The 23,852-nt window shown below is 73.7% G+C and carries 19 protein-coding genes and 1 pseudogene; 5 read left to right on the top strand and 15 right to left on the bottom strand.

Going from position 1 to position 23,852, the window contains the following annotated elements; all coding sequences use genetic code 11:
* Window positions 1–84: 84 nt before the first annotated feature.
* From ACIPSE_RS24015 to ACIPSE_RS24000, 4 genes are all read right to left on the bottom strand, one after another.
* Window positions 85–1,011, bottom strand: a complete 927-nt coding sequence (locus tag ACIPSE_RS24015) for a dienelactone hydrolase family protein (RefSeq protein WP_401665483.1) — start codon at window positions 1,009–1,011, stop codon at window positions 85–87.
* A 606-nt stretch (window positions 1,012–1,617) separates the two neighbouring features.
* Window positions 1,618–3,138, bottom strand: a complete 1,521-nt coding sequence (locus ACIPSE_RS24010) for a LuxR C-terminal-related transcriptional regulator (protein WP_401665480.1) — start codon at window positions 3,136–3,138, stop codon at window positions 1,618–1,620.
* A 540-nt stretch (window positions 3,139–3,678) separates the two neighbouring features.
* Entirely contained in the window at window positions 3,679–5,106 is a 1,428-nt protein-coding gene (locus tag ACIPSE_RS24005) for an MFS transporter (protein ID WP_401665477.1), read from the bottom strand.
* A complete protein-coding gene (locus ACIPSE_RS24000) occupies window positions 5,103–6,350 on the bottom strand; it encodes a M20 family metallopeptidase (RefSeq protein ID WP_401665474.1) in 1,248 nt (415 codons plus the stop codon). Before ACIPSE_RS24000 ends, ACIPSE_RS24005 begins: the two co-directional genes overlap by 4 nt.
* A gap of 116 nt (window positions 6,351–6,466) precedes the next feature.
* Here ACIPSE_RS24000 and ACIPSE_RS23995 point away from each other — a divergent pair, with 116 nt between their 5' ends.
* Complete coding sequence (locus ACIPSE_RS23995) at window positions 6,467–7,555, top strand: Lrp/AsnC family transcriptional regulator (RefSeq protein WP_401665471.1); 1,089 nt, start codon at window positions 6,467–6,469, stop codon at window positions 7,553–7,555.
* Here ACIPSE_RS23995 and ACIPSE_RS23990 read toward each other — a convergent pair.
* Genes ACIPSE_RS23990 through ACIPSE_RS23960 form a run of 7 tightly spaced genes read right to left on the bottom strand, consistent with a single transcriptional unit; the run spans window position 7,552 to window position 14,144 of the window.
* Window positions 7,552–8,967 carry an APC family permease gene (locus tag ACIPSE_RS23990; RefSeq protein ID WP_401665468.1) on the bottom strand — a complete coding sequence of 472 codons (1,416 nt, stop codon included), beginning with the start codon at window positions 8,965–8,967 and terminating at the stop codon, window positions 7,552–7,554. The two genes, ACIPSE_RS23995 and ACIPSE_RS23990, sit on opposite strands and share 4 nt — an antisense overlap.
* Window positions 8,968–9,003: 36 nt before the next feature.
* A complete protein-coding gene (locus tag ACIPSE_RS23985) occupies window positions 9,004–9,948 on the bottom strand; it encodes a PDR/VanB family oxidoreductase (RefSeq protein WP_401665465.1) in 945 nt (314 codons plus the stop codon).
* Entirely contained in the window at window positions 9,932–10,969 is a 1,038-nt protein-coding gene (locus ACIPSE_RS23980) for a Rieske 2Fe-2S domain-containing protein (RefSeq protein WP_401665462.1), read from the bottom strand. The genes ACIPSE_RS23985 and ACIPSE_RS23980 overlap by 17 nt, the downstream gene beginning before the upstream one ends.
* Window positions 10,970–10,993: 24 nt before the next feature.
* Window positions 10,994–11,755, bottom strand: a complete 762-nt coding sequence (locus ACIPSE_RS23975) for an SDR family NAD(P)-dependent oxidoreductase (RefSeq protein ID WP_401665459.1) — start codon at window positions 11,753–11,755, stop codon at window positions 10,994–10,996.
* Complete coding sequence (locus tag ACIPSE_RS23970) at window positions 11,752–12,192, bottom strand: VOC family protein (protein WP_401665456.1); 441 nt, start codon at window positions 12,190–12,192, stop codon at window positions 11,752–11,754. The genes ACIPSE_RS23975 and ACIPSE_RS23970 overlap by 4 nt, the downstream gene beginning before the upstream one ends.
* A gap of 27 nt (window positions 12,193–12,219) precedes the next feature.
* Window positions 12,220–13,248, bottom strand: a complete 1,029-nt coding sequence (locus ACIPSE_RS23965) for a C45 family autoproteolytic acyltransferase/hydolase (RefSeq protein ID WP_401665453.1) — start codon at window positions 13,246–13,248, stop codon at window positions 12,220–12,222.
* Window positions 13,249–13,274: 26 nt separating this feature from the next.
* Window positions 13,275–14,144: a polysaccharide deacetylase gene (locus tag ACIPSE_RS23960; protein WP_401665450.1), complete on the bottom strand. Its 870-nt coding sequence runs from the start codon at window positions 14,142–14,144 to the stop codon at window positions 13,275–13,277.
* Between the two features lie 239 nt (window positions 14,145–14,383).
* On the opposite strand from ACIPSE_RS23960, the gene ACIPSE_RS23955 reads away from it, so the two are divergent.
* Together ACIPSE_RS23955 and ACIPSE_RS23950 are read left to right on the top strand one after the other, a co-directional pair.
* Window positions 14,384–14,854, top strand: a complete 471-nt coding sequence (locus ACIPSE_RS23955) for an Lrp/AsnC family transcriptional regulator (RefSeq protein ID WP_401665447.1) — start codon at window positions 14,384–14,386, stop codon at window positions 14,852–14,854.
* A 313-nt stretch (window positions 14,855–15,167) separates the two neighbouring features.
* Window positions 15,168–16,616, top strand: coding sequence for a hypothetical protein (locus tag ACIPSE_RS23950; RefSeq protein ID WP_401665444.1), 1,449 nt, complete (start codon window positions 15,168–15,170; stop codon window positions 16,614–16,616).
* Window positions 16,617–16,674: 58 nt separating this feature from the next.
* Here ACIPSE_RS23950 and ACIPSE_RS23945 read toward each other — a convergent pair whose 3' ends face one another.
* The 4 genes and pseudogenes from ACIPSE_RS23945 to ACIPSE_RS23930 all read right to left on the bottom strand — a co-directional run bounded on the left by ACIPSE_RS23945 (window position 16,675) and on the right by ACIPSE_RS23930 (window position 21,822).
* On the bottom strand, window positions 16,675–17,502 hold the full coding sequence (locus tag ACIPSE_RS23945; protein WP_401665441.1) for an MHYT domain-containing protein: 828 nt from the start codon (window positions 17,500–17,502) through the stop codon (window positions 16,675–16,677).
* Window positions 17,503–17,827: 325 nt separating this feature from the next.
* A pseudogene (locus ACIPSE_RS23940) lies at window positions 17,828–19,900 on the bottom strand (iron ABC transporter permease); the annotation flags it as partial.
* Window positions 19,901–19,978: 78 nt separating this feature from the next.
* Window positions 19,979–20,953 (bottom strand): ABC transporter substrate-binding protein, encoded by a 975-nt coding sequence (locus tag ACIPSE_RS23935; RefSeq protein WP_401665439.1) that lies wholly within the window; start codon window positions 20,951–20,953, stop codon window positions 19,979–19,981.
* The gene (locus ACIPSE_RS23930) at window positions 20,950–21,822 is read right to left on the bottom strand and encodes an ABC transporter ATP-binding protein (protein ID WP_401665436.1); all 873 of its coding nucleotides are present in this window, start codon (window positions 21,820–21,822) and stop codon (window positions 20,950–20,952) included. The genes ACIPSE_RS23935 and ACIPSE_RS23930 overlap by 4 nt, the downstream gene beginning before the upstream one ends.
* 67 nt (window positions 21,823–21,889) lie before the next feature.
* On the opposite strand from ACIPSE_RS23930, the gene ACIPSE_RS23925 reads away from it, so the two are divergent.
* Both ACIPSE_RS23925 and ACIPSE_RS23920 read left to right on the top strand, forming a co-directional pair.
* Complete coding sequence (locus ACIPSE_RS23925; RefSeq protein ID WP_401665434.1) at window positions 21,890–22,729, top strand: siderophore-interacting protein; 840 nt, start codon at window positions 21,890–21,892, stop codon at window positions 22,727–22,729.
* A 157-nt stretch (window positions 22,730–22,886) separates the two neighbouring features.
* Complete coding sequence (locus tag ACIPSE_RS23920) at window positions 22,887–23,750, top strand: PfkB family carbohydrate kinase (protein ID WP_401665431.1); 864 nt, start codon at window positions 22,887–22,889, stop codon at window positions 23,748–23,750.
* Window positions 23,751–23,852: the final 102 nt, after the last annotated feature.

The raw sequence follows: 23,852 nt of genomic DNA, 5'->3' as shown, positions 1-23,852 counted from the left end.
GTGCCGGACGAGGGTGCGACGCGCGTGGGGCCGCCGCACGGCAGGGTGTGCCGTGCGGCGGCCGTCGTACGGGCCCGGTGTCCGTCAGGAGGTGTGCGGGCAGTTGCCGCGGGCCTCGGCGATCGTCAGGCTCGTCGAGGGGACCGGGCAGAGGAACTGCTCGTAGCGGGTGTCGTCGTCGATGAACCGCTTCAGCCAGGAAATGCTGTACTTCGCGATGGTCGTGTTCGAGGTGTTCGGCGTGAAGTGGGTGGCGCCCCGCAGCTCGATGTAACCGCGGTCGGTGCCGGCGGGCAGGGTCTCGTAGAAGGGCTCCGAGTGCGTGGCCACGGGGGCGATGGTGTCGCCGTCCGCGCCGAAGACGAGGGTCGGGGTGGTGATCTCGGGCCAGGTCTTGTCCAGGTTCCAGCCGGTCAGCGGGACGGCCGCCTTCAGCGAGGGCCGGGACTTGGCGGCCTCCAGGGTTCCGCCGCCGCCCATGGAGTGGCCCATCACACCGAGCCGCGTGGAGTCGATCCGGGTGCGCACGGAGCTGCTGTTGACCAGGTAGTCGAGCGCGGCCAGCAGCTGCCTGCCGCGGCTGTCGGGCTGGTCGGCGGTGGTGAGGGTGTCGATGGTGAAGACGACGAAGCCCTGGGAGGCCAGGCGCGGGCCGAGCCAGGCGATCGACGACTGGTAGGCGGTGTACCCGGGCGACACGGCGATCGCGCCGAAGGTGCCGTCGGCGGTGCTGGTCGGGTAGTAGACGGTGCCGCCGCCGAAGCCGCTGGCGGCGAGCCGCGACACCGTGGTCTCCGAGACCGCGTAGGAACCCCGGGCGGCCTCGATGCTCGCGGTGGTCGGGGCCGGGCCGCGCTCGTAGGGGTTGTCGGCGGCCTGGGCGCCGCCGGTGAGGGAGGTCAGCAGCGCGGCGAGGGCGGCGGCCGTGGCCAGTACCGAGGTGACCGCTCCCGGACGGCGCCGGCGGTGGCCGCGGGACGGGGCGTGCGGGGTCGTGGGGGCGTCGCTCATGAGCGCTCCTTCGAGGGGGGAGGCGGCCGGGTGCCGGCCGCGCCGGGGAGTCGGAGAGCAGCGCGCACGGAGGGGACGGGCTCGGTGCGGCCCGCGCGGTGCGTGCCGGACCGGGCGCCGGGGGTGGCGGCGCCGGGGTGGGGCACCGTCAGGTCGCTGACGGGGACGGTCCGTGACGGAGGTGGTCCGTGACGGAGGCGTGCGAACGGTTCCGTGCGGGGCTGCTGCTGCCGTGATGTCCGGTGACCTCGCCCGGGGGCGTGCCATGGGTCAGCCGGTGACGACCAAGGTAGGAGCGCCGCGGGCGCCGGCCATCAGGGGAATCACCAGTCGTGTGCCGGTGCCCCCGGGGCGGCGTGGCGTCGGGCCGGGCCGGGCGCCGGTGGGGCGGGCGGGATCTCGCGGCAGGTCCTGGGAGCCGGGGCCGGCCCACGGCGGGTCCGGACGGTCCCGTCGCCGACCCGGAGGGCGGGCCCCGCGGCGTCCGGTGCGCGCTCTCGGCGTGCCGAGCGCGAGGCCTCGTACCGGACGTACTCGGGCTCGCGTCCGGTACGGCGAGCGTACGTGCCGGGCGTCGCGGGGCGGGCGGGACTTCGCGGACATGCCCTAGTGCCGGTCCGGGGCGCCGTCGGTGCTCGCGAGCAGGTGGGCCAGGCCGGTGCGGGAGCGGACGCCCAGCTGCGCGAAGACGTTGCGCAGGTGGTACTCGACGGTGCGGATGCTGATGGAGAGTTCGGCGGCGACCTCCTTGTTCGTCGCCCCGTCGGCCACGTCCCGGGCGATGCGCTGCTGCTGGGGGGTGAGTGAGGACAGCGGGCCGGTCCCGGCGGCGCCGGTCGTCTCGCCCGCGGCGCGCAGTTCGGAGGCGGCGCGGCGCGCCCACATGGTGGCCCCGCAGCGTTCGAACGCCATGAGCGCGTCGCGGAGCTGGACGCGCGCCTCGGTGGGCCGGCGTCTGCGCCGCAGCCACATGCCGAAGGCGAGGTGGGTGCGGGCGTGCTCGTAGGGGCCGGGAGCCCGCTGGTGGTGGGCGAGGGCGCGGCGGTAGAGCTGTTCGCTGTGGTCCGGCGGTGCGACCAGCGCCCGGCACCGGTGCAGTTGGGCGGGGGCCTGCGGGTCGGCGCCGAGTTCGGTCCAGCCCGCGAACAGGTCGATCATCTCGCCCGCGTCGGGGGACCTGCCGGACAGGACGCACGCCTCGACGAAGCACGGCACGGCCAGGAACCACAGCCCGAAGTGCGCCTGCCGGGCGCCCGGCCGGACGAGCGGGGCGAGCCTGGCGGCGGCCCGCTCGACCTTGCCGCAGCCCAGTTCGGCCCGCGCCCGGGCCCAGGCGGCGAGGAACGCGGCCTGGGCCAGTCCGTGCGGCTGGGCGGTGGCGAGGACCGCCTCGATGCGCCGCTCGACGGTCGGCAGGTCACCGGCGATCGACTCCACGAGCGCGAGGACGGCCGCCAGTTCGGCGGCGACGTTGGCCAGGCCCAGCCGGTGCGCGAGCGCGAGCCCCTCCTCGGCGTGGGCGCGGGCCTGGGGGTGGCGTCCCTCGCGCAGTTCCGCGTAGGCGAGGTGCGCGAGGACCGCGGGGACGGTGTCCTCGTCGTGCGCGGAGCGGGCCGAGGCGAGGGCGAGGCTCAGCAGGCGGCGCGCGGCGGGGAGTCTGCCGAGCAGGAGGGCGGTGCGGCCGGCGTCGCCGAGTTCGTCCGCCCCGGCGTCGGCGGGCACGAGGTCGGCCCTGGGACCGAGGAGCCGCTTCGCGGACCGGAAGTCGCCGGCGAGGACGGCGTCCATGCCGATGCGGTAGGCCCGCCAGTCGCCCTGCGGGCAGGTGTCGGCGCAGGGCAGGTCCGTGCCGTCGGCGCCGCAGGAGTCGCACGGGCCCACGGCCAGGACCCGGCGGTGGCCGTCGCGGTCACCGGCGGCCCAGGCCGCGGAGGCGGCGGCGACCAGGGCGTGCCGGGCGGCGGGCGGGTCGGTGTCGCGCAGTCCGACGGCGGCGCGGTGCAGTGCCGAGCAGGCGTCCGCGACGGGGCCGTCCCGCAGCAGGCCGTAGCCGTGCGCGAGGGCGCGCCGGGACTCCTCCACCGTGGCGGTGCGGTCCCGAGGGGCGCCGCGGGGCTGGTCGTTCACGCGCGTCACCGCTTCCTTCCTGTGGCCGGGCGGCGGGGGTCGGGGGGTGCGGGGGCAGGAACGTGTTGTTGAAAGAATGTCCAACAGCGCCTCACGCGTCGACAGGCATTTCAGGACTGCCGCACACGGGCTCACCGAAGTCGGCCCACGCCGTCACGGAAGCCCGGGAGGAGAGCGACGGAAGGCCGGGGCCCTGCCATCGGAGACCGGCGGCCCTTTCCTGGCGGGCCTGGCGGAACGTCACGGACGTCCGGGCCGCCCCCTCTGGGGAGAGGGGGCGGCCCCTCCCGGAGGCCGGTCGGACCGTCGCGGAGGACCGAGCGGGCCTCCCGCGGGACCGGCGGACCATGGTGGGAGTCCAGGTGGCCTTTCCCGGAAGGCCGGCGGACCGTCACCGAAGCCCGGGCGGCGCGTTCCCCGACGGTGGTGGCCCCTCGGCCGGGGGCGGAGGACCGCTCCCCGGCGTTCCGGTACGGCGAAGGGCCCGGCGGTGGCCGCCGGGCCCTTCGTGTACTGCCGCGTGCGGGCCGCCGGCCGGGCTCACCCGTCCTCGGTGCGGCGGGCGACGGCCACGCCGGCGACCGCCGCGACCCCGGCGAGCGCGCACAGCGCCCACACCATGACGTAGCCGCCCTCGTCGGGGCTGCCGGAGGCCCTCGTGGTGAACCCGGAGAGCAGCGCGGCGACCGCTCCGCCGGTGACGGCGCCGCCGACGGTCTTGACGTTGTTGTAGAGCGCGGAGGCCACGCCGGTGCGGGCCGGGTCGGTGGCCTCGACGATGACGGTGGGCATGGCGCCGAGCGCGGCGCCGACCCCGGTGCCGCTGACCACCAGCGCCGCCACGATCTGCCACACCGCGGAGTGGAAGCAGGCCAGCGACGTGAACCCGACCGTCATCAGCGTGAAGGCGGCCATCAGCGTGCGCCGGTAGCCGAGCCGGCGGGCGATGACCGCGGTGGCGCCGGAGGTGGCCAGGGCGGCGAGCGTCGCCGGGAGGCTCACCAGGGCGATGTGCAGGGCGGACAGGGCGAAGCCGTAGCCGTCGGTGTCCGGATCGGCGGCCAGGAACGTGGAGTTGGGGGTCTGGCTGCCGAAGTACATGACGCCGAACAGGAACGACGTCAGGTAGAACGGCGCCACTCGGCGGCCCCGCATCGCGCGCAGGTCCACCAGCGGGTCGTCGCTGCGCAGTTCGTGCCGGGCCCAGACCGCGCCGACGGCCAGGGCGCCCGCCACCGGCAGCAGCACGCCGACGGACAGGCCGCCGTCCTCCTCCATCCGCGAGACACCGGCGAGCAGGCAGACCAGGGCGACGCCCAGGAGCACGGCGCCGGGCCAGTCGGGCCGCCCGGAGGTCTTGGGGACGCTCTCGGGGATGAACAGGAAGCTGACCGGCACGCACAGCGCGGCGAGGACGGCGGGCACGAGCAGGGCGACGCGGATGTCGCCGACGGACTTGGCGAGCGCGCCCATGACGACGGCGCCCAGGAGGGAGCCGAGGGTGAGCGCGCCGACGAGCCGGGCGATGGCGGAGCGGGCCAGGTCGGTGGGCAGCCGGTCGCTGACCAGGGCGATCTCCAGCGGCAGCAGCGCGACCAGAGCGCCTTGGAGCACGCGTCCGGCGAGCAGGGCCGGGTAGTTCGGGGCGAGCGCCACGAGGAGGGACCCGGCGGCGACGCAGGCGAGGGCGATGCGCAGCATCCTGCGGTGGCCGTGCAGGTCGCCGAGGCGGCCGAAGACGGGGACGAGGACGGCGCCCGCGAGGAGCTGGACGGACGTCACCCAGTTGAGGGCGGAGTCGCCGACGTGGTGGTGGTCGCCCAGCGAGGGCAGCAGCGGCACCAGTCCGGTCTGGAGGAATCCGCTGGTCAGCTCGAAGAGGACGAGCAGACCGACCACGGCGCGGACGGAGGCGGGGGCCTCCTGTCCGGGCCCGTCGGTCCGCTGTGCGGCCCGGACGCCGCTCATGCGCCGCTCCCCCTTGCGGATGCACCGGCGAGGCCGTCCGCGGCGGTGTCCGCGTACCGTTCCATGGCTCCGGTGGCGAGGCGGGCCAGGAGGGCGGCCTGGACGGGCAGGGCCGCGTCGTCGAACACGGCCTGCGCGGAGTGGTTGACGGGGGCGGTGGCCGGATCGGCGCCGGGCGGGCAGGCGCCGACGCCGACGAACGCGCCGGGCACCTCGTCGAGGACCATGGAGAAGTCCTCGGAGCCGGACAGCGGGGTGGGCACCTCGAACACGGCGTGCGGGCCGAGCAGTTCCCGCGCGGTGTCCAGGGCGTAGGCGGCCTCGTGGGCGGGGTTCACGGTCGGCGGGTACTGCCGGTCGTAGGTGAGTTCGACGTCCACGCCGTGGGCGAGGGCGATGCCCTTGAGGGTGCGTTCCACCAGTGCCTGGACCGCGACCCGGCCGGTCTCGCTGTAGGTGCGGACGGTGGCGCGGAACTCGGCGCGGCCGGGGACGACGTTGCGGGCCTCGCCGGAGTGCAGCGCGCCGACGGTGATCACGGCCGGGTCGTTGACGTCGATCTCGCGGGCGACGCGGGTCTGGAGCGCGGTGACCATCTCGCAGGCCGCGACGAGCGGGTCGCGGGTGAGGTGCGGCATGGAGCCGTGTCCGCCGCGGCCGACGACGACGGCGTCGAAGGCGTCACTGGCGGCGAGGAAGGTGCCCGCGCGGGTGGCGGCCATCCCGGTCGGCAGCTGGGTGGAGAAGACGTGCAGCCCGTACGCGGCGGCGACCCGTCGGCCGGCCGCGTCGAGCACGCCCTCCTCGATCATGATCCCGGCGCCGCCGTCGCCCTCCTCGCCGGGCTGGAACATCAGCACGACGTCTCCGGCCAGTTCCTCGCGGCGGGCGGCGAGCAGCCGCGCGGCCCCGACGAGTCCGGCCGTGTGCAGGTCGTGCCCGCAGGCGTGCATCACGCCGGGCACCTCGGAGGCGTACGGCAGTCCGGTGTCCTCGGCGACGGGCAGCGCGTCCATGTCCGCGCGCAGCAGCACGGCGGGGCCGGGCCGGCCGCCGCGGAGCACGGCGGTGACGGAGCTGAGCCGCTTCCCCGTGGTGATCTCCAGGGGGAGGTCCGCGAGGGCGTCGAGCACCTTGCGCTGAGTGCGGGGCAGGTGCAGACCGAGCTCGGGCTCACGGTGCAGGTCACGGCGGAGTGCGGTGAGCTCGTCGGCCAGGGGCAGGGCGTCGTCGTACGTGAACATGGCCGGTATGGTGCACCCGGAGCCGGCAGGCCCCCTCGGTGCGCAGGCATCCGCCACCCGGTGGACACTGGATGCAGGGATCCGCCGCTCCCCGGTGGGTCCGTGAGGGAGGTTCGGTGGCCGAGGCCGTGCTCGACGAGGTCGACTATCTGCTGATCACGGCGTTGCAGCACGCGCCGCGCGCGGACTGGCGCACGGTGGGGGCGCTGGTCGGGGTGGACGCGACGACGGCCGCGCGGCGCTGGGCGCGGCTGACCGGCGAGGGGCTGGCGTGGCTGTCCTGCCATCCGTCGCCGTCCGTCCTCGGGGAGGCGGTGGTGGCGTTCATCGAGATCGACTGCGTGCGGGGCCGTCTGCACGAGGTGTGCGAGCAACTCGTCGAGGAGGCGCCGCTGTTCAATGTCGAGCACACCACGGGCGCCCGCGATCTGCTGCTGACGGTGGTGCTGCGCAGCCGCGCCGACCTGGCGCGCTACGTCGGGTTCCGGCTGGACGCCCTGGAGGGGGTGGCGGCGACCCGGACGCAGATCGCCACCGCGCTGCACACCGAGGGCAGCCGCTGGCGGCTGGACCGGCTGCGCGGCGCGGCGCAGGGCACGCCCGCGCATCCCGAGCGGACCCCCGTCCCGGCCGCGCCGCTGAGCGACGCGGATCTGGAGCTGGTGCTGCTGCTGGCCCGGGACGTCCGGCAGAGCGTGGAGCGGCTGGCCCGGGACAGCGGCCTCAGCCCGACGACGGTGCGGCGGCGGCTGGCCCGGCTGGACGCGGCCCGTGCCGTCTCCTACCGGTGCGAGGCCGCGCGGTCGGTGTCGGGCTGGCCGGTGAGCGCGACCCTGTGGGCGTCGGTCCCGGCGGCCGATCTGTCGCGGGTGGTGGGGCAGTTGTCGGGGATGCGGGAGACCCGGATGTGCGCGTCGCTGTCCGGTCCGTGGAACCTGATGACGACGATGTGGCTGCGGTCGGTCGACGACATCCAGCCCTTCGAGGCGGCGTTGGTGCAGCGCATCCCGGAACTGGAGGTCAGGGACCGGTCGTTGACGCTCTGGCAGCTCAAGCACGCCGGTCAGATCCTCGACCCCGCGGGCCGGCTGCTGCGCTCGGTGCCCCTGTCGGACCGGTGGGACGACAGGGGCGCGGGCGCCGCCGAGGCCGCGCTGCTGGAGCGGCTGCGCACCGGGGGCCCGGGGAGCCCGGGGGGTATCTAGCTCCGGTCCTGGACCCGGGTGCGGTAGAGCCACAGCACCACGCCGAGGGCCAGCACACCGACGGCCACGGCCAGTTCGGCCGGTCCTCCGTAGCCGCTGACGGAGAAGCCGGTCGCGCCGACCACCAGGATGACGGTGAGCAGGGCGGCGAGGGTCCAGGCGACCGGGACCATGAGCGACGGCAGCCGGATGGGCCGTGCCGCGTCGGGCCGGTCGCGGCGCAGGAGGGCGAAGGCGGACAGGGCGAGGATGTGGGTGAGGATGTAGCCGAGGTTGCCCGCGACGATGATCGCCAGAGGTGTCCTGAGGACGGTCAGGGTCACGACGTTCAGCACCAGGGCGACGAGCAGCGCCCGTACCGGCACGCCGCGCCGGTCGAGGACGCCGAGCTGACGGATCGTGATGCCCTCGACGCCCATGGTGTGCAGGACGCGGGAGCCGTCGGCGAGCCCGCTGACCATGATCAGCAGCAGGGAGCCGATGAGGAAGACCACCATGAGGTCGGCACCGCCGCCGATCAGGTCCTGGAACGCCTTCACGTAGAACGTGGTGGGCTCCCCCGAGATCGGCCCCTCCCCCACGTAGCCCGCCAGGGAGAGCGGCAGGAGCACGAACACCCCGAGGCCGAAGAGCACTCCGGCGCGCAGGGCCCGTGAGGTGTCCTTGACCGGGTCGGCGTACTCGGGGGCGAAGGTGGCGCAGACCTCCACGCAGAAGCAGGTCCAGGCCATGATGTAGAGCCAGACCAGGGCCTCGTGGAGGCCGGCCGCCCCGTGCAGGTTCCAGTGCAGCCGGGAGGCGTCCCAGTCGCCGGTGACGAACGGGCCGACGATGAAGACCACGAGCGGGACGAGGAGCATCGCGCCGGTGAGGTGGACGATCCACATCGCCGCGTGCAGCCCGATCATGGCGGCCCCGAACAGCAGGGCGATGACGCCGAGCCCGACGACGACGGGGAAGGTCAGCTGGACGGGCCCGAGGTCGAGGGTCCAGCGCTGGCCGGGGAACCACTGTGCCTGGACGAGGGAGCCGACGATGCCCGAGTACACGGACAGGGCGGTCGTCCAGGAGAACCAGTAGCCGAAGGAGGCCAGCGGCCCGACGACGGGCGCGCGGCTCTTCCAGCCCTCGGTGGCGTAGTGGGCGATGCCTCCGGAGGAGTCGGGGAACATCGCGGCCAGTTCGGTGTAGATCCAGTTGGTGACCGCGGCGAGGACCATCGCGGTCACCCACAGGGCGACGGCGCCCCAGGCGCCGAGGCCGCCGATGGAACCGCCGAGGGAGGCGACGAGGGCCGCGGGCATGGTGAGGGACAGCGCGAAGCCGTCGTACCAGCGCATCTTCTTCTTCGCGGGCGCGGGGGCGGTCCCCTGGTCCCGGGCGGTCGGCTCCAGGTGAGGTGCAGCAGGCATGAGAGTGCCCTTCGGGGAAGTGCGCGGGAGCCGCGCTCACAGATCGAGGACGAGGCGTGCGTCCGCGCTGCGCGAGACGCAGATCATCATGGTGTCGCCGCAGGCCCGCTCGTCGGGGGTGAGCAGGTCGTCCCGGTGGTCGGGGCGTCCGGCGAGGACCTTGGTCTCGCAGGTGCCGCAGATGCCGCTCTCGCAGGAGGAGGCCACCGGGGTGCCGGCGGCGCGGACCGCTTCGAGGATGCTGCGGCCGGGCGGGACGGTCACCTCGGTGCCGGTGCGGGCGAGTTCGACGGTGAAGATGCCGTCGTCGCCGGGGGCGGGCGCCGGTTCGGCGGTGAAGCGTTCGGTGTGCACGGGGCCGGGGTGGAGCGCGCGGACGGCGTCGAGGAGTCCGGCGGGGCCGCAGGCGTAGACCGTGGCCCGGGGGTGGGGGGCCAGGTAGGCGGCGAGGTCGGGGCGGCCCGACTCGTCCTCGGCGACGACCGTGACCCGTTGGGGCGGCGGTTCGCCGAGGAAGGCCATGGTGGTGCGGGAGCGGCCGGCGTAGAGCATCCGCCAGGGGCGGCCGAGTGCGGTCAGCCGGGCGGCCATGGGCAGCAGCGGGGTGATGCCGATGCCCCCGGCGATCAGGACGTAGTCGGCGGCGTCCTCGGTGAGCGGGAACCGGTTGCGGGGCGCGGAGACGGGCAGTTCGGTGCCCGGCCGCAGTGCGGCGTGCACCCGCCGGGAGCCGCCCCGGCCGCCGGGCACGTCCAGCACCGCGATCCGGTAGTGGGACAGGTCCTGGGGGTCGGAGCACAGGGAGTACTGCCGTACGACGTCGCCGCCCAGGTGGAGGTCGACGTGCGCGCCGGGTGTCCAGGCGGGCAGGGGGCGGCCCGCGGGGTCGGCGAGGGTGAGGGCGACGACCCCGTCGGCGGCGTCGTGCCGGGTCAGGACGCGCAGCGGCGGCGGGGCGGGGCGGTCAGCGGGCCGGGACACGGTCGTACTCCGCGGGTTCCACCAGGGCCGCCGTGCGGCGCATCAACTCCGTGAAGGCGCGACGGTAGTTGAGGGTGAACAGGTCGGCGGGGGCCGAGAACTCCGGGACGTCGGCGTCCCAGGGCACCTCGCGGGGTTCGATGTGCGCGGTGATCGGGAGGTCCTCCAGGTAGACCATCTCCTCGACGCGCAGGCACTCCTCCAGGGAGGCTCCCTTGAAGTCCCGTTCGTTGGCGACGCCCCAGAAGATGCGCACCTCCTCGTAGGAGACCGGGGAGGGGAAGCCCGCGACGACGCGCAGGCCCGCGAGGTCGTAGTGGTAGCTGATGGAGGCGAAGCCGGGGGCGGTGCAGTGGTAGGCCATGAGGCAGTCGCCCTGGGCGGCCCAGTCGCCCGAACCGGCGTCCAGGTGGTGGTTCATGTGGACGTCGATGCCGTCGCGGCGGACCTGGAGGGGCTCGACGACCTCGGGGGTGGGGCCCATGGAGACCTGGTGGACGAAGGGGAAGTGGGCGACGTCACGGAAGTTCTCGATGGCGACGGCGACGCCGGTGGGTGAGGACAGGGGGTCGGCGGCGAGCCAGACGAGGTCGCGTCCGCGCCATTCCTCGGGGTCGTAGAGGTCGGTGACGGGTTCCTCCAGGACCGTCCAGACGTGGCCGAAGCGTTCGACGGCCGGGTAGGTGCGGATCGCGGCGCGGGGCGGGATGCCCGACTGGTCGGCGAGGGAGGGCACCTGCGTGCAGTGGCCGTCCGTGCCGTCGAAGCGCCAGCCGTGGTAGGGACAGCCCAGCGAGCCGCCGGTGACGGTGCCCTGGGAGAGGTCGGCGCCTCGGTGGGGGCAGCGCCGGGCGCTGACGCGGGCCGTGCCGTCGGCCGAGCGCCACACGACGAGCTTCTCGCCGAGCAGGGTGGCCGGCTGGGGCGTGGCGAGGTCGGTGGAGCGGGCGACGGGGAACCAGGAGTGGCGCATGGCGCGTTCGGCCTGGTCGCGTTTGCCGAGGGCGGTGGCAGAAGACATGGGGTTCCTCCGGGGGGGGACGGGTCAGATGCCGACGAGCAGGGCGCCGCCGTTGACGGGGATGGTCTGGCCGGTGATGAACGCGCCGGTGTCGGCGGCGAGGAACGCCACCACCTCGGAGATCTCGGCGGGGTCGGCGAGCCGGCCGATGGGGACGGCGGCGACCTCCGCCGCGTGGTTCTCGTCGGGCACCATGCGGGTGGCGACGGCGCCGGGGGCCACGGCGTTGACCATGATCCGCTCGCTCGCGAACTCCTTGGCGAGGGTCTTCATCAGTCCGAGCTGGGCGGCCTTGGAGACCATGTAGCCGTAGGAGTGGCCGTCGGGCACCTGTCCCCACTGGGAGGAGACGAAGACGATCCGGGCGGCCCGGCTGGCGCGCAGATACGGCAGTGCGGCGCGGGTCAGCCGCAGCGGTGCGCGGACGTTGACGGCGAGGAGCCGTTCGAAGTCGTCGTCGTCGGTGTCGGCGAGGCCGGTCATGGAGAACATGAGGCCGGCGTTGTGGACGAGGATGTCGAGGCCGCCCCACCGTGCGGCGGCGCGCAGGACGAGGTCCTCGGCGTGTTCGCGGGAGGTGATGTCGGCGATGAAGCCCTCGGCCCGGCCGCCGGCGGCGCGGACCTCGGCGACGGTGCGGTCGAGTTCGTCGACGTCGAGGTCGGCGAGGGCGACGGCGGCGCCGCGGGCGGCGAGCGCGAGGGCGTGGGTGCGGCCCATGCCGCGGGCGGCGCCGGTGATCAGGGCGGTGCGTCCGGCGAGGGAGCCGGTGGCGGGGGCGCTCACGCGTCGGCCCGGTGCGGCTCGGTGATGTCCCGGTGCGGCTCGGTGATGTACAGCATGTTGCCGTCGGGGTCGTAGAACGGGCGGTAGCGGTAGCGGACGCCGGAGGGGTGGGTCCAGACGATCTCCTTCCCGGTCACCCACTCCACGCGTCCGTCGAGTTCCGCGTGGGCGAGGTCCAGGTCGTCCACCTCGAACGCGAAGGAGTCGAGGCCGGGGGCGTTGTCGGCGTTGATCTCCGTGCGGCGCGGGACGTGTTCGCCGGTCTCGGAGGCGAACAGGTAGAGGGTGAGGTTGCCGAGGTCGAGGGCGGCCCACTGTTCCTCCGGCTCGTACGGCAGGTGGAAGCCGAGGCCGAGGACGCCGTGGTAGAAGTCCACGAGCCGGCCGACGTCGTGGGTGAGGATGTCCATGTTGTCGATGCGCTTGAGGTGGAGCATGTCGTTCCTCGGGTGGATGGGGATCGGTCAACTGCCGTCGCGGGGGCGGCGGCAGGGCGGTCCCGGACGGATGTCCAGACCGCGGGCGGTGAAGTCGATGCGGACGGCGGCGAGGGTCTGGAAGACGTCGTCGGCGCCGTCGGGCGCGTGCACGCACACGCCGCCTTCGTGGTCGCTGAGCGCGGCGAGCGCCTCGGCGCCGGTGAGGTCCCGGCCGCGCGCGTGCAGGGTGCGGCGCAGCACCTCGTAGCGCACGAGGGTGTCGGGGTCGGTGCGGGGTTCGGTGTCGCCGTGGGCGCCGGGCCGGCTCAGGAAGTGGTTGGTGTGCAGGAGCAGTCCGTCGGGGTCGGGCAGGACGTGGCCGGGTCCCCCGGGCCACAGTTCGGCGGCCACGGCGCTGCGGCCCGCGCCGCGCCCGCCGACGACGGTGATCGTGGTGGACGCGCCGGTCGCGGCCCGGCCGATGATCCGCAGGGCGTCGGTGACGGTGTCGGCCTCGTCGAGCAGCCGCCGGGCGACGACGTGCACGGGGACGCCGTGGGCGCCGGTGTCGGCGCGGTGGTGGAGGATGTTGAACAGGCAGGCCACACCGCGGTCGTTGACACCGATCTTGCCGACGATCCCGAACTCGGTGAGGGTCGTGGTGCGCCGTCCGTCGGCGTGCGGGATCTCCCACTCCAGCCAGTTCGCGGCGTGTCCGGCGTACCAGTCCCAGTTCTGCGCGGCCACGGGTTCGTCGTCGCCGTCGCGCAGGGCGACGATCGTCGAGCACTCGCCCCCCGTGCGGGTGCTCGCCAGGAGTTCGGTGCGGGCGTTGACGGCGGCGACGGTCTCGGCGGGCAGCGCGGCGCCGTCGGCGATGCCGCGGATCTCGGCGGCCAGGTACGGGGCCCACTCCTCGACGGCGGCCAGCGCGCGGGCGCCGGGGGCGGTGAGGTCGTGGATGCCGCCCCGGGCGAAGAGTTCGCGGTAGGCGTCGGCCGTCGCGGTCACGCGTTCACGCCAGGTCTCGCCGAACTCGGCTCCCCGGGCCCGGGGTTCGGTCCGGGTGGACACGAACCGGGGGTGGGCGGCGGGCCCGGTCACCGGCCCGCCGCCGCGGGGACGGGCAGCAGGGGGCGTACGTGCGCGGCGACGTCGGCGAGGGGGGCGTTCCATGCCTGGCCGTCCTCGGCGATGGCCTCGACGAGCCGGACGAGTTCGGCGAACCGCTGCGGGCGGCCGACGACTTCGGGGTGCAGGGTGTAACAGACGTGGCGGCGCTCGGTCTTGGCCCACGCGTACTCGGTGAGCCAGGAGGTGTGCAGTTCGCCGGGGGCGGCGGTGTTGCCGCCGGTGTCGATGTTCCAGCCGTAGCGCGGCCAGTCGTCGAGGGACCAGTGCACGGGCAGTTCGAGCAGGGACCGGCCGTCGTGGGTCTCGTAGTAGGGGCGGTCGTCGCCCATGCAGGAGGAGTCGTAGCCGAAGCCGTACTCGTCGAGCAGGGCGAAGGTCTCCGGGGTCAGTTCCCAGGAGGAGGAGCGGTATCCGGTGGGGACGGGTGCCCCGGCGGCGGTGAGGGCGACGAGTCCGCGCTCGATCTCGGCGCGCTGTTCGGCGGCGGAGACCTTGTCGCTGCGCAGGTGCAGATGTCCGTGGTGGCCGATCTCGTGGCCCGCGGCCAGGATGTCCTCGACGGTGCCCGGGTGCCGCTCGGCGGTGTGGCCGGGGACGAAGAAGGTGGCGCGGATGCCGTGGTCGGCGAGGAGCCGGAGGATGCGGGGCACGCCGCGGACGACGCCGTAGCGGCCCTCGGAGAGGCTGGTCAGCCGGCGTGCGTAGGACGCGTCCTCGCCGAGCCAGCCGGCCTCCGCGTCCACGTCGAAGGTGAACGACACGGCCGCCCGGCTGCCCGAGGGCCAGGCGAAGTCGAGGTCGGCGGGCGGGTGCGGGGTGGGTGCGGGCGACGGCATGTCCGACTCCTTGCGTAACCAGAAGGGCCTTGCTCTACGCAAAACAACACCCAAACGGATGCTGTCCTGCGCATTGCGTTAGTGCAGGACGTTAGAACCCGCAGTTCGTCAGCGCAAGGGGTTGGGGCTGCGCAATGCGTAAACGATGCGCCGTTCGTATACGCATTGCGGAGACAGGGGCCCGTCGCGGCACGGAACGCGTGACCGCGCACCGGCGGGGATCGCCTACCATCACGCCCATGGGCATCGAACTCGACGACCTCGACCGCGCGATCATCGGCGAACTGGAGCAGGACGGACGCCGCGCCTTCCGGGAGATCGCCCGGTCGCTCGACGTCTCCGAGGGCACGGTACGCAGCCGCTTCCGGCGCCTGGAGGAGGACGGCGTCCTCAAGATCACCGCCTTCGCGGAGCCCGGCCGCTTCAGCACGGCCCGGCTGGCGCTGCTGTTCCTGAAGGTGGCCCCCGAGCACCACGAGTCCGTCGTCGCACGACTGACCGCCTGCCGCGAGATCAGCTACGTCTCCACCACCCTGGGCCGGGCCGACGTCTTCGCCCAGGTCCTCACCGCCGACGACACGGCGCTGTGGCGGTTCCTCCAGGAGCGGGTGCGCCCCCTGGAGGGCGTACTGGAGACCGAGTGCACCCTCGAAGTCGCCGTGCACAAGCTGTGGTTCGACAAGGAGGGTCCCGCCCGTCCGGCCAACTGACCGCATCGGCACCGGACATGCGGGGCCCGGCGGTCCCGCGTCCGACCGATGAGACAGATCTTGTCAGGTACCTGCCCCTGTTGAACCATGGCCGGCATGTCCGATCACGCGTATCTGAGCCGTCGACTCCACGTCGACCTGGCCTACGCGTGCTCCGCGCTCTGTCGGACCACCGCCGTCTGACACGCGCCCGCCCGGTGCCTCGCGGCGCCCGGCACGTCTCCTGATCCAGGTCCGCCGCCGCCCGCGGCCGGCCTGTCGAACCCTGCGCCGGTGCCGCCCGGCGGTGCCGCTTCCCGATGGGACTCTGCCGATGACCCACTTCCGGCTCGCGCGCACCGGCGCGCTCGCCGCGTCCGTCGCGCTGCTGCTGGCCGCGGCGCTCTCCCCGGCCGGGGCCGCGGCCCCGGAGTTCACCCCGCTGCCACCGCACAACCCGTACGCCGGACCGGACGGCACGGCGACCATGCACGGCGACACCGGTTCCTCCGACGCCACACCCCTGCCGGGGCCGGGGGCGGGCGCCCTCTCCTCCCGCCGGATCGCCCTCCAGTCCGCGTGCCCGACGATCCTCGTCGGCGCCGACGGGTACCCCGTCGCGCTGTGCACCCCGATCCTGACCCGGGTGCCGACCGTGCGTCTGCTGGACCCGGACACCGGCGAGCCACTGGCACAGCTCTCCCTCACCAAGGGCTCGCTGCTGGGCGGGGTCTACGCCTATCTGGACCAGGACGACCGGCTGGTGGTGGTCGACGGCGACAACCGGCTGCTGCGCATCGGACACCACCGCACCACCGACGGGGCCTGGCAGCTGACGGCGGACCGTTCACTGCCGCTGAGCGCGGCGGTCCCGGAGGGCGACGCGGTGACCGGTCTCGCGCCCGACTGGCAGGGCAGGGTGTGGTTCGTCACCGGCGGCGGGACCGTCGGCACGGCGGACGAGGCGACGGGCACGGTGCGCACCCTGGCGCTGCCAGCCGGTGAGCGCGTGGACAACTCGATCTCCACCTCCCCCTCCGGGACGGCGATCGCCACCACCCACGCGACCTATCTGCTCACCGCGGACGCCGACGGCACGCCCCGCGTCGCCTGGCGGCAGCCCTACGACCGGGGTCCGGCGCGCAAGCCGGGTCAGCTGAGCCCGGGCACCGGATCCACCCCGACGTTCTTCGGCCCCGGCGACGGCACCGACTACGTGGCGATCGTCGACAACGCCTCCCCCACGGAGAGCCTGCTCGTCCACCGCACCGACACGGGCGCCGTCGTCTGCTCCGTGCCGGTACTGCTCGCCGGGGGCAGCGGCAGCGAGAACTCCCCCATCGGGGCCGGGCGTTCGGTCTTCGTGGCCAGCACCTACGGCTACCCGTACCCGGCGGTGCCCGACGACGCCGGGGAGAGCGTGCCGGCCTCGGCGGACTTCCCCGGCGGGCTGACCCGGGTCGACGTGCGCGCCGACGGCAGCGGCTGCGACCTGCGCTGGGACACCGTCGTACGGTCGGCCGCGGTGCCCCGGCTGTCGACCGCCGACGGCCTCATCCACACCGTGCTGCGCGGCTCGCTGCTGGCGGGGAGCGACGCGACCTCGCTCCTGGACCCCTACTACTACGCCCAGATCGATCCGGCCACGGGCGCGGTCGTGCGCACCCACTACCTGGGGACGTCGTCCCTGTTCGACACCCTTCAGATGGCCGGGTCCATCGCCCCGGGCGGTGTCGTCTACCAGGGCACCGTCACGGGGGTCGTGCGGATCGCGCCGCGATGACGAAGAGCCCGCCGACCGGAAGGTTCCGGTCGGCGGGCTCTGGACCGCGTCCGGCCGCCTACCAGCTGGAGTACGAGCCCGAGGTGCGGTTCATGTCCTGGGCCGGGTCCGCGGCGTGGGCGCCGCCGGGCGCGAGGGCCTTGTCCCGCGGGTCGTCCACGCCCACCATCATGTCCGGGTCGAACATCACGATGACGGCCGCGATCAGCAGCACGATGAGCGGGCCCGCCAGCATCATCAGCAGGAAGGACAGCAGGCTGGTGGAGGACTGCGTCGACACGACCTTGCCGGTGACGTCGACAGAGACCGCGGCCATGCCCGTGTAGTGCATGCCGGTGACCGCTATGCCCATGACGAGGCTGGCGCCGAGGCTGGACCAGACGCCGCTCACGGAGACGGCCGCCCACAGGGCCGCGGTCGCCGCGACCACCGCGATGACCACGGACAGCGCCACGACGGTCGTGTCGTAGCGGATCGCGCCCTGGGCGTGCATGGCCGCCATGCCGATGTAGTGCATGGCGGCGACGCCGACACCGGTGAGGGTTCCGGCGAGGCCCAGGTTGAGCCGCGAGGAGCCGCGGTAGCCGACGAGGAAGACCCCGACGGAGACCACGGCGATCGCGACGAGGAGGCTCAGCACGGTCAGCCGGGTGTCGTAACTGACCAGCGCGCCCTGGACGTTGAAGCCGATCATGGCGATGAAGTGCATGGTCCAGATGCCGCAGCCGAGCGCGATCGCGCCCAGCAGCAGCCAGCCGGCTCTGCGCTGCGAGCGCCGCAGCGAGCGGGTCGTACAGCGCAGACCGAGCGCGGCGCCGAGACAGGCCATCACGTAGGAGGCGACGGGCGTCACGGCTCCGTAATAGAAGTTGGATACATCAGCCATCGAGGGTTCCTTCAGCAGGCGGGACAGACGCCGAGGACGGGTGGGTCGGCGCGACCCGGCGGGCGCTGTACCGCGGGAGAACCCTCGTGGGGGGTGTCTGGGCAAGCTGGTTTCGGCCACCTGGCGTGTTCCACCCGTCCAGGTCTTTGCAATATCAACACATATTCGCGACAGGCTGTACCCAAATGACCACGGCTTCACCGAATCGCAACATCACGATCTTTCCCGGACACCGGAGCGACATCTGCCGACATGTAGGACGCAGGGCCCGGCGGACTCCCGCAAGGAGGGTCCGCCGGGCCCCGTCGGGCGCCGCCGCGTCCGGTCAACTCCGCGTGCGGATCAGCAGGTACAGGAAGTACGGGGTGCCGATGACGGCCGTCATCAGACCGGCGCCGAGCTGGGCCGGGGCGATCACGGTGCGGCCGAGGATGTCGGCGGCGCACACCAGGACGGCGCCGAGGAGGACGGCGACCGGGACGACCCGGCCGTGCCGGCGGCCGACCAGCGCACGGGCCGCGTGCGGCGCGACCAGGCCGACGAAACCGATCGTGCCGGCGGCGGCCACGGCCGTGGCGCTCAACAGCACACTCACGACGAGGAATCCGAGCCGGGCGGGCCCCGGTCGCAGGCCGAGCAGCGACGGCGTGTCGTCGTCGAGGGAGACCAGGTCGAGTTCGGCACGCCGGGTCAGGGCCACCACCAGCCCGATCACCAGGGCGCCGACGACGGGCAGCGCGTCCGGCAGGGTGCGGCCGTAGGTCGAGCCCGACAGCCAGGTGATCGCCTTCGTCGCGTTGAACGGGTCGGTGAGCACGATGAACAGGCTGATGAGCGCGCTGGTCGCGGCGGCGACGCCGACGCCGACCAGGACCAGCCGGTTCTGTCCGTAGCCGCCGCGTGCGGCGAGCCCGAACACGACGACCGCGGTGACGGCCGCGCCCGCGAACGCCGCTCCGGCCACGCTCCAGGAGCCCGCCGTCGACACCGAGGTGACGAACAGGACCGCGCCCAGGGCGGCTCCGCCGGACACACCGAGGACGGCGGGTTCGGCGAGCGGATTGCGGGTGACGGCCTGCACCAGGGTGCCGGACAGGGCGAGCGCCGCTCCGGCGAGGAGGGCGGCCAGGACCCGGGGCACGCGGGTGTCCAGGACGAAGGAGACGGACTGCGCCGCCCGGCCCTGGGCCCAGTTGACGACGTCCCCCATGAGCAGCTTGGTGTCGCCGAGGAGCACTCCGGCGACGCACACCGCGACCAGCGCCGCGACCAGAACGCCCAGCGTCGCCAGGTAGGCGGCACGGCTGACGATCCGCAGCCGCTCGGGCGCCCTGGCGGCGGCGGTGTCCCGCACCCGCAGCGCCATGGCGACGAGGAAGACGGCGCCGACGATGCTGGTGACGACGCCGGTGGGGACGGCGACGGCCGACTCGGCGGAGACCGTCGCGCGCAGCAGGACGTCCGCGCCGAGCACGATGCCGGCGCCGACGAGTCCGGCCACGGGCAGGTTCAGCCGGATGCGGGTGAACGGCCGCATCCGGCGGGCCAGGGGCCGCACCAGCGCGGGGGCGCACAGGCCGACGAAGCCGATGGGTCCGGCGAGGGTGACGGCGGCTGCGGAGAGCAGGGCCGCGAGCACGACGACCGTGATCCGGGTCGCCCGCACCGGGACCCCGAGCCCGCGGGCGGCGTCGTCGCCGAGCGCCAGCGCGTCCACGCGCCGGGCGACGAGCAGCAGGCCGACCAGTCCGACGAGGGCGACGGGCGCCATCTGGACGACGCCGTCGAAGCCGTTCTGGCTGATGCTGCCCTGGTTCCACTGGTAGAGGCCGTTGGTCTGCTCGGGGAAGAGCAGCAGCAGGCCCTCGGTGATGGAGGTCAGGCCGAGGGTGAGGGCGCTGCCCGCGAGGACGAGCCGGACGGTGCCGGTGCCCAGGCCGGACAGCGAGAGCACGACCGCCGCCGCGGCGAGGCCCCCGGCGAACGCGACGCCCGAGGAGGCGAGCAGCGGCAGGGACGCCCCGCTGACGGTGAGCACCCCGAGCGCCAGATACGAACCGGCGTTCACGGCCAGGGTGTCGGGGGCGGCGAGGACGTTGCGGCTGACGGCCTGGAGGGCCGCGCCCGCGATGCCGAGCGCGGCGCCGACGAGCAGTCCGGCGGCCATCCGGGGCAGCCGGGAGGCGATGACGACGGACGCGTCGGCGGGGTCGGCCCGTCCGGTGAGTGCCTTCCACACCTCGGACGGGCCGACGGCCGCCGTGCCCTGGGTGATGTCGACGACCGCCAGGACGGCGACGAGGAGGACGAGCACGGCCGTCACCGCGGTCGCGCCCGTCCGGGCGGCGACGGCCGGTGAGCCGGTGGTGGGTGCGGTTGCGGTGACGGTCATGGTGCTGTGTCGTCCAGTCGTCTGCTGTGGCGATGTCCGGTGGAGCGCGGGCCGGTGGGGCGGGGCCCGTGGGGCGGGGTCCGGCTACTTCGTCAGCGCGGCCACGAGCGCGTCGATGTAGGCCTCCATGGACTTCTGGCCGCCGAACATCCAGATGCCGTCGGGCAGCCGGTGCACGTTGTTCTTCTTCACGAAGGGCAGGCCCTTCCAGACGGCGTTCTTGGCGAGGTCGTCCGCGAACGGGTCGCTGGTCTCGCTGTCGCTGCCGATGTAGGCGAACTGCACGTCACCGAGGTCGGACAGGCCCTCGACGTCGGTGGTGGCCAGGCCGTAGTTCTCGTCGCCCTTGATGGTCCAGGCGTTCTTCAGGCCCAGCTCCTCGTTGACCGTGCCGATCAGCGAACCGCTGGTGTAGGGCCGGATGGAGACCTGGTTGGAGGCGACGTAGCCGTCGGCGAAGGCGATCTCCTGGCCGTCGAGACCGGCGTCGGCGAGGGCCTTCTTGCCCTCGGCGACCTTGGCGTCGAAGTCGGTCTTCAGCTTCTCGGCCTGGTCGGTGGTGCCGGTGGCCTGGGCGATGAGGTCGACGTTGGTCTCGATCTGGCCGATCTGGTCGGCGGCGTTGGCCGAGCGCACCTGGAGGACCGGGGCGATCTCGCGCAGCTGCTTGACCGCGGAGGCGGTCAGGTCGGTGGTGGCGACGATCAGGTCAGGGGAGAGCGAGGCGATGGTGTCCATGCTGGGCTCGCCGCGGGTGCCTATGTCCTTGGGCGAGTTGGTCAGCGGGGCGGAGGTGTCCCACGTCGTGTAGCCCTTGACGTCGGCGACACCGACGGGGTCGACACCGAGGGAGACGAGGTTCTCGACCACGTTCCACTCCGTGCCGACGACCTTCTTGGCCGGCCCGTCCAGCTTGACCTTCGCGCCGGAGGCGTCGGTGAGGGTGATGCTCTCGGCGGGCTTGGCGCTGGAGCTGTCCGCGGCGGGCTCGGTGGTGCCGCAGCCGGCGAGGACGAGGGCGCTGGACACGGAGGCGAGGACGATCAGAGGGCGTCTCATGAGGTGGTGCTGAGCCTTTCGGTGCGTGCGTGGTGGCGGCCGACGGCGCGGGTGCGCAGCCGGCCCGTGAGGGGGTCGGTGTCGACGTCGATACGGATGCCGTACGTCGCGGTCAGGCGCTCGGCGGTGAGGACGTCCTCGGGGGTGCCGTCGGCGACGACGCGCCCTTCGTGGAGCAGGGTGACCCGGTCGGCGACGGCGGCGGCCTGGTCCAGGTCGTGCAGGACGACGCCGACGGCGATGCCGTGCAGGTCGGCCAGATCCCGGATCAGGTCGAGCAGTTCGACCTGGTAGCGCAGATCGAGGTAGGTGGTGGGTTCGTCGAGGAGCAGCACGCCGGTGTCCTGGGCGAGGCAGCCCGCCAGCCAGACGCGCTGGAGCTGCCCGCCGGAGAGGTGCTCGGCACCCCGCTCGGCGAGGGGTTCCAGGTCGGTCAGGGCGAGCGCCCGGCCCACGGCCGCGGAACCCTCGGGATCGGCGCGGCCCCAGCGGCCCCGGTAGGGGTAGCGCCCGAACTCGACGATGTCCCGCACGGTCAGTCCGCTCGGCGTGGGACGGCTCTGGGTGAGCAGCGCGACCTGGCGGGAGAACTCACGTGCCGTCAGCGCGAGCGCGTCGGTCGCGGTGCCTCCCCGGTCGTCCAGTGTCAGCGTGGCCGTGCGGGCCTGCTGGAGCCGGGACAGCGTCCGCAGCAGCGTGGACTTGCCGCTGCCGTTGGGGCCGACGAGCGCCGTCACCTGTCCGGGCCGGAGCGTGATCGCCGCGCCGTGCACGACGTCCGTGCCGTCGTACGACACGGTCACGTCCCGTGCGGTCAGCCGCTGACCACGGGAGGGGGAGGGCTCGTTTGCTTCTTCACCAGAACTCACGAACGGAGATTAGCTTAGCCTTACCTAATTGCGTCAATCCCGTCTAAGGTTAGGCTAACCTTCAAGCATGGCGAAGATCCACCGGCTGATGCCCCAGCACCCGAGGATGTTCCGCGCCCAGGTCGTCCGCACCGAGCGCGTCTCCCCGTCGATCCACCGTGTCACCGTGACCGGCCCGGAACTCACCGAGTTCTCCTGGCAGGGCTACGACCACTGGTTCCGCCTGTTCCTCCCGCTCCCCCACCAACAGGGCCTGACGCTCCCGGAGTTCACCGGCGACCGCTGGTACAAGCCGTATCTGGCCATCCCGGACGACGAGCGCCCCCACTGCGCGAACTACACCGTCGCGGACTTCCGCCCGGCCGCCGACGACAGTGGCGAGGCGGACGCGGAGATGGACATCGACTTCGTCGTGCACGTGGGCCCGACCGGCGAACTGGAGGGCCGGGCCGCCATCTGGGCCTGCCGGGCCCGCGCGGGCGACACCCTCGCCGTCCTCGACCAAGGGCTGCTCTTCGACTGCCCGACGGACGCCTCCGAGGTCATCGTCGTGGCCGACGAGACCGGCCTGCCCGCCACCACCAACATCCTGCGCTCCCTGCCGCGCGACACCGTGGGCCGGGTCATCCAGGAGGTACCCACCGCCGCCGACCGGCGCGACATCGACGCGCCCCCGGGAGTCGACGTCACCTGGATCGTCCGCGACGACCACGCCACCGTGCCGGGGACCGACGCGCTCGCCGAACTCCTGCGCCACACCGCCGTCGACGCGGGCGGCTACGCGTTCGTCGTCGGCGAGTCCACGCTGGCCACCGAGGGGCGCCGCCATCTGCACCGGCAGGGCCTCGCCAAGGACCGCATCTTCTTCTCGGGCTTCTGGCGCCACGAGTCACGCCAGGCCGCGTGAACTCCTCGCCCAGCCCGGAACGACCGCGGCGTCCATGGGTCCGGCCGGCTGCGGACCGGCCCCATGGACGCCGCCTGCACGACAGGCCGTACGCGCCGCCCGACGGCCGCCGGGAAACCGGCCTGCGCCACCTCGTGCGGCGTGCTGAACTGTCCCGGTGACGCGTGGACGCGCAAGAGGACTGTTCGTCGGACTGGCCACGCTCGACGTGATCCAGCTCGTGGACCGTGTGCCGGGGCCCGACGAGAAGCTGACGGCCCGCGAGCAGACCGTGGCGGCCGGCGGACCGGCGGCGAACGCGGCGGCGACCTTCGCGCATCTGGGCGGCGAGGCCCGGCTGCTCACCGCGATCGGGGCGCATCCGCTCGGGCGGGCGGTGACCGCGGACCTGGAGGCGCTCGGGGTGACCGTGTGCGATCTGGCCGCGGGCTCGCTCCGGCCGCCCGCCGTCTCGTCCGTCCTCGTGACCGCCGCCAGCGGGGAGCGCGCGGTCGCCTCGACCAACGCGGCGGGCCGTCGTGTCGCCCCGCCGGACGGCCTCGACGCATGGGTGGCGGAGTGCGATGTGGTCGAAGTAGACGGGCATCACATGGAGTTGGCGCTCGCAACGGTCCGGGCCGCGCGGGCCGCCGGGCGGACGACCGTGCTGGACGGCGGCAGCTGGAAGGACGGGACGGAGGAGCTGCTGGCATCGATCGACGTCGCCGTCTGCTCCGAGGGATTCCGTCCGCCCGGCGCGGTCGACACGCTCGACTGGCTGCGCGAGCAGGGGGTCGTCTGGTCGGCCGTCAGCCGGGGCGCGGAGCCCGTCACCTGGGCGGGGCCGGACGGGGGCGGCACCGTGGAGGTGCCCGGGGTGCGGGTCGCGGACACGCTGGGAGCGGGTGACGTCCTGCACGGGGCGCTCGTCCGGTACCTCGCGGAGGGGCGGGACTTCGCGGACGCGTTGGAAGCCGCCGCCGCGATCGCGTCGCGGGCGTGCGCCTCGTTCGGCACCCGGTCCTGGATGCGGCGGAGTTGAGAGACGTCCCGCCACCTCGGAAAAGTTGCTGTTCGGCCTGTCGGACGTCGTTCGAAAACTATTGACGCGGCCATGTACACCGTTTGACACTCTCGCAACATC

Source organism: Streptomyces sp. NPDC090106, assembly GCF_044747265.1.
Lineage (GTDB): Bacteria > Actinomycetota > Actinomycetes > Streptomycetales > Streptomycetaceae > Streptomyces.
This window is presented reverse-complemented; position numbering and strand designations above follow the sequence as displayed.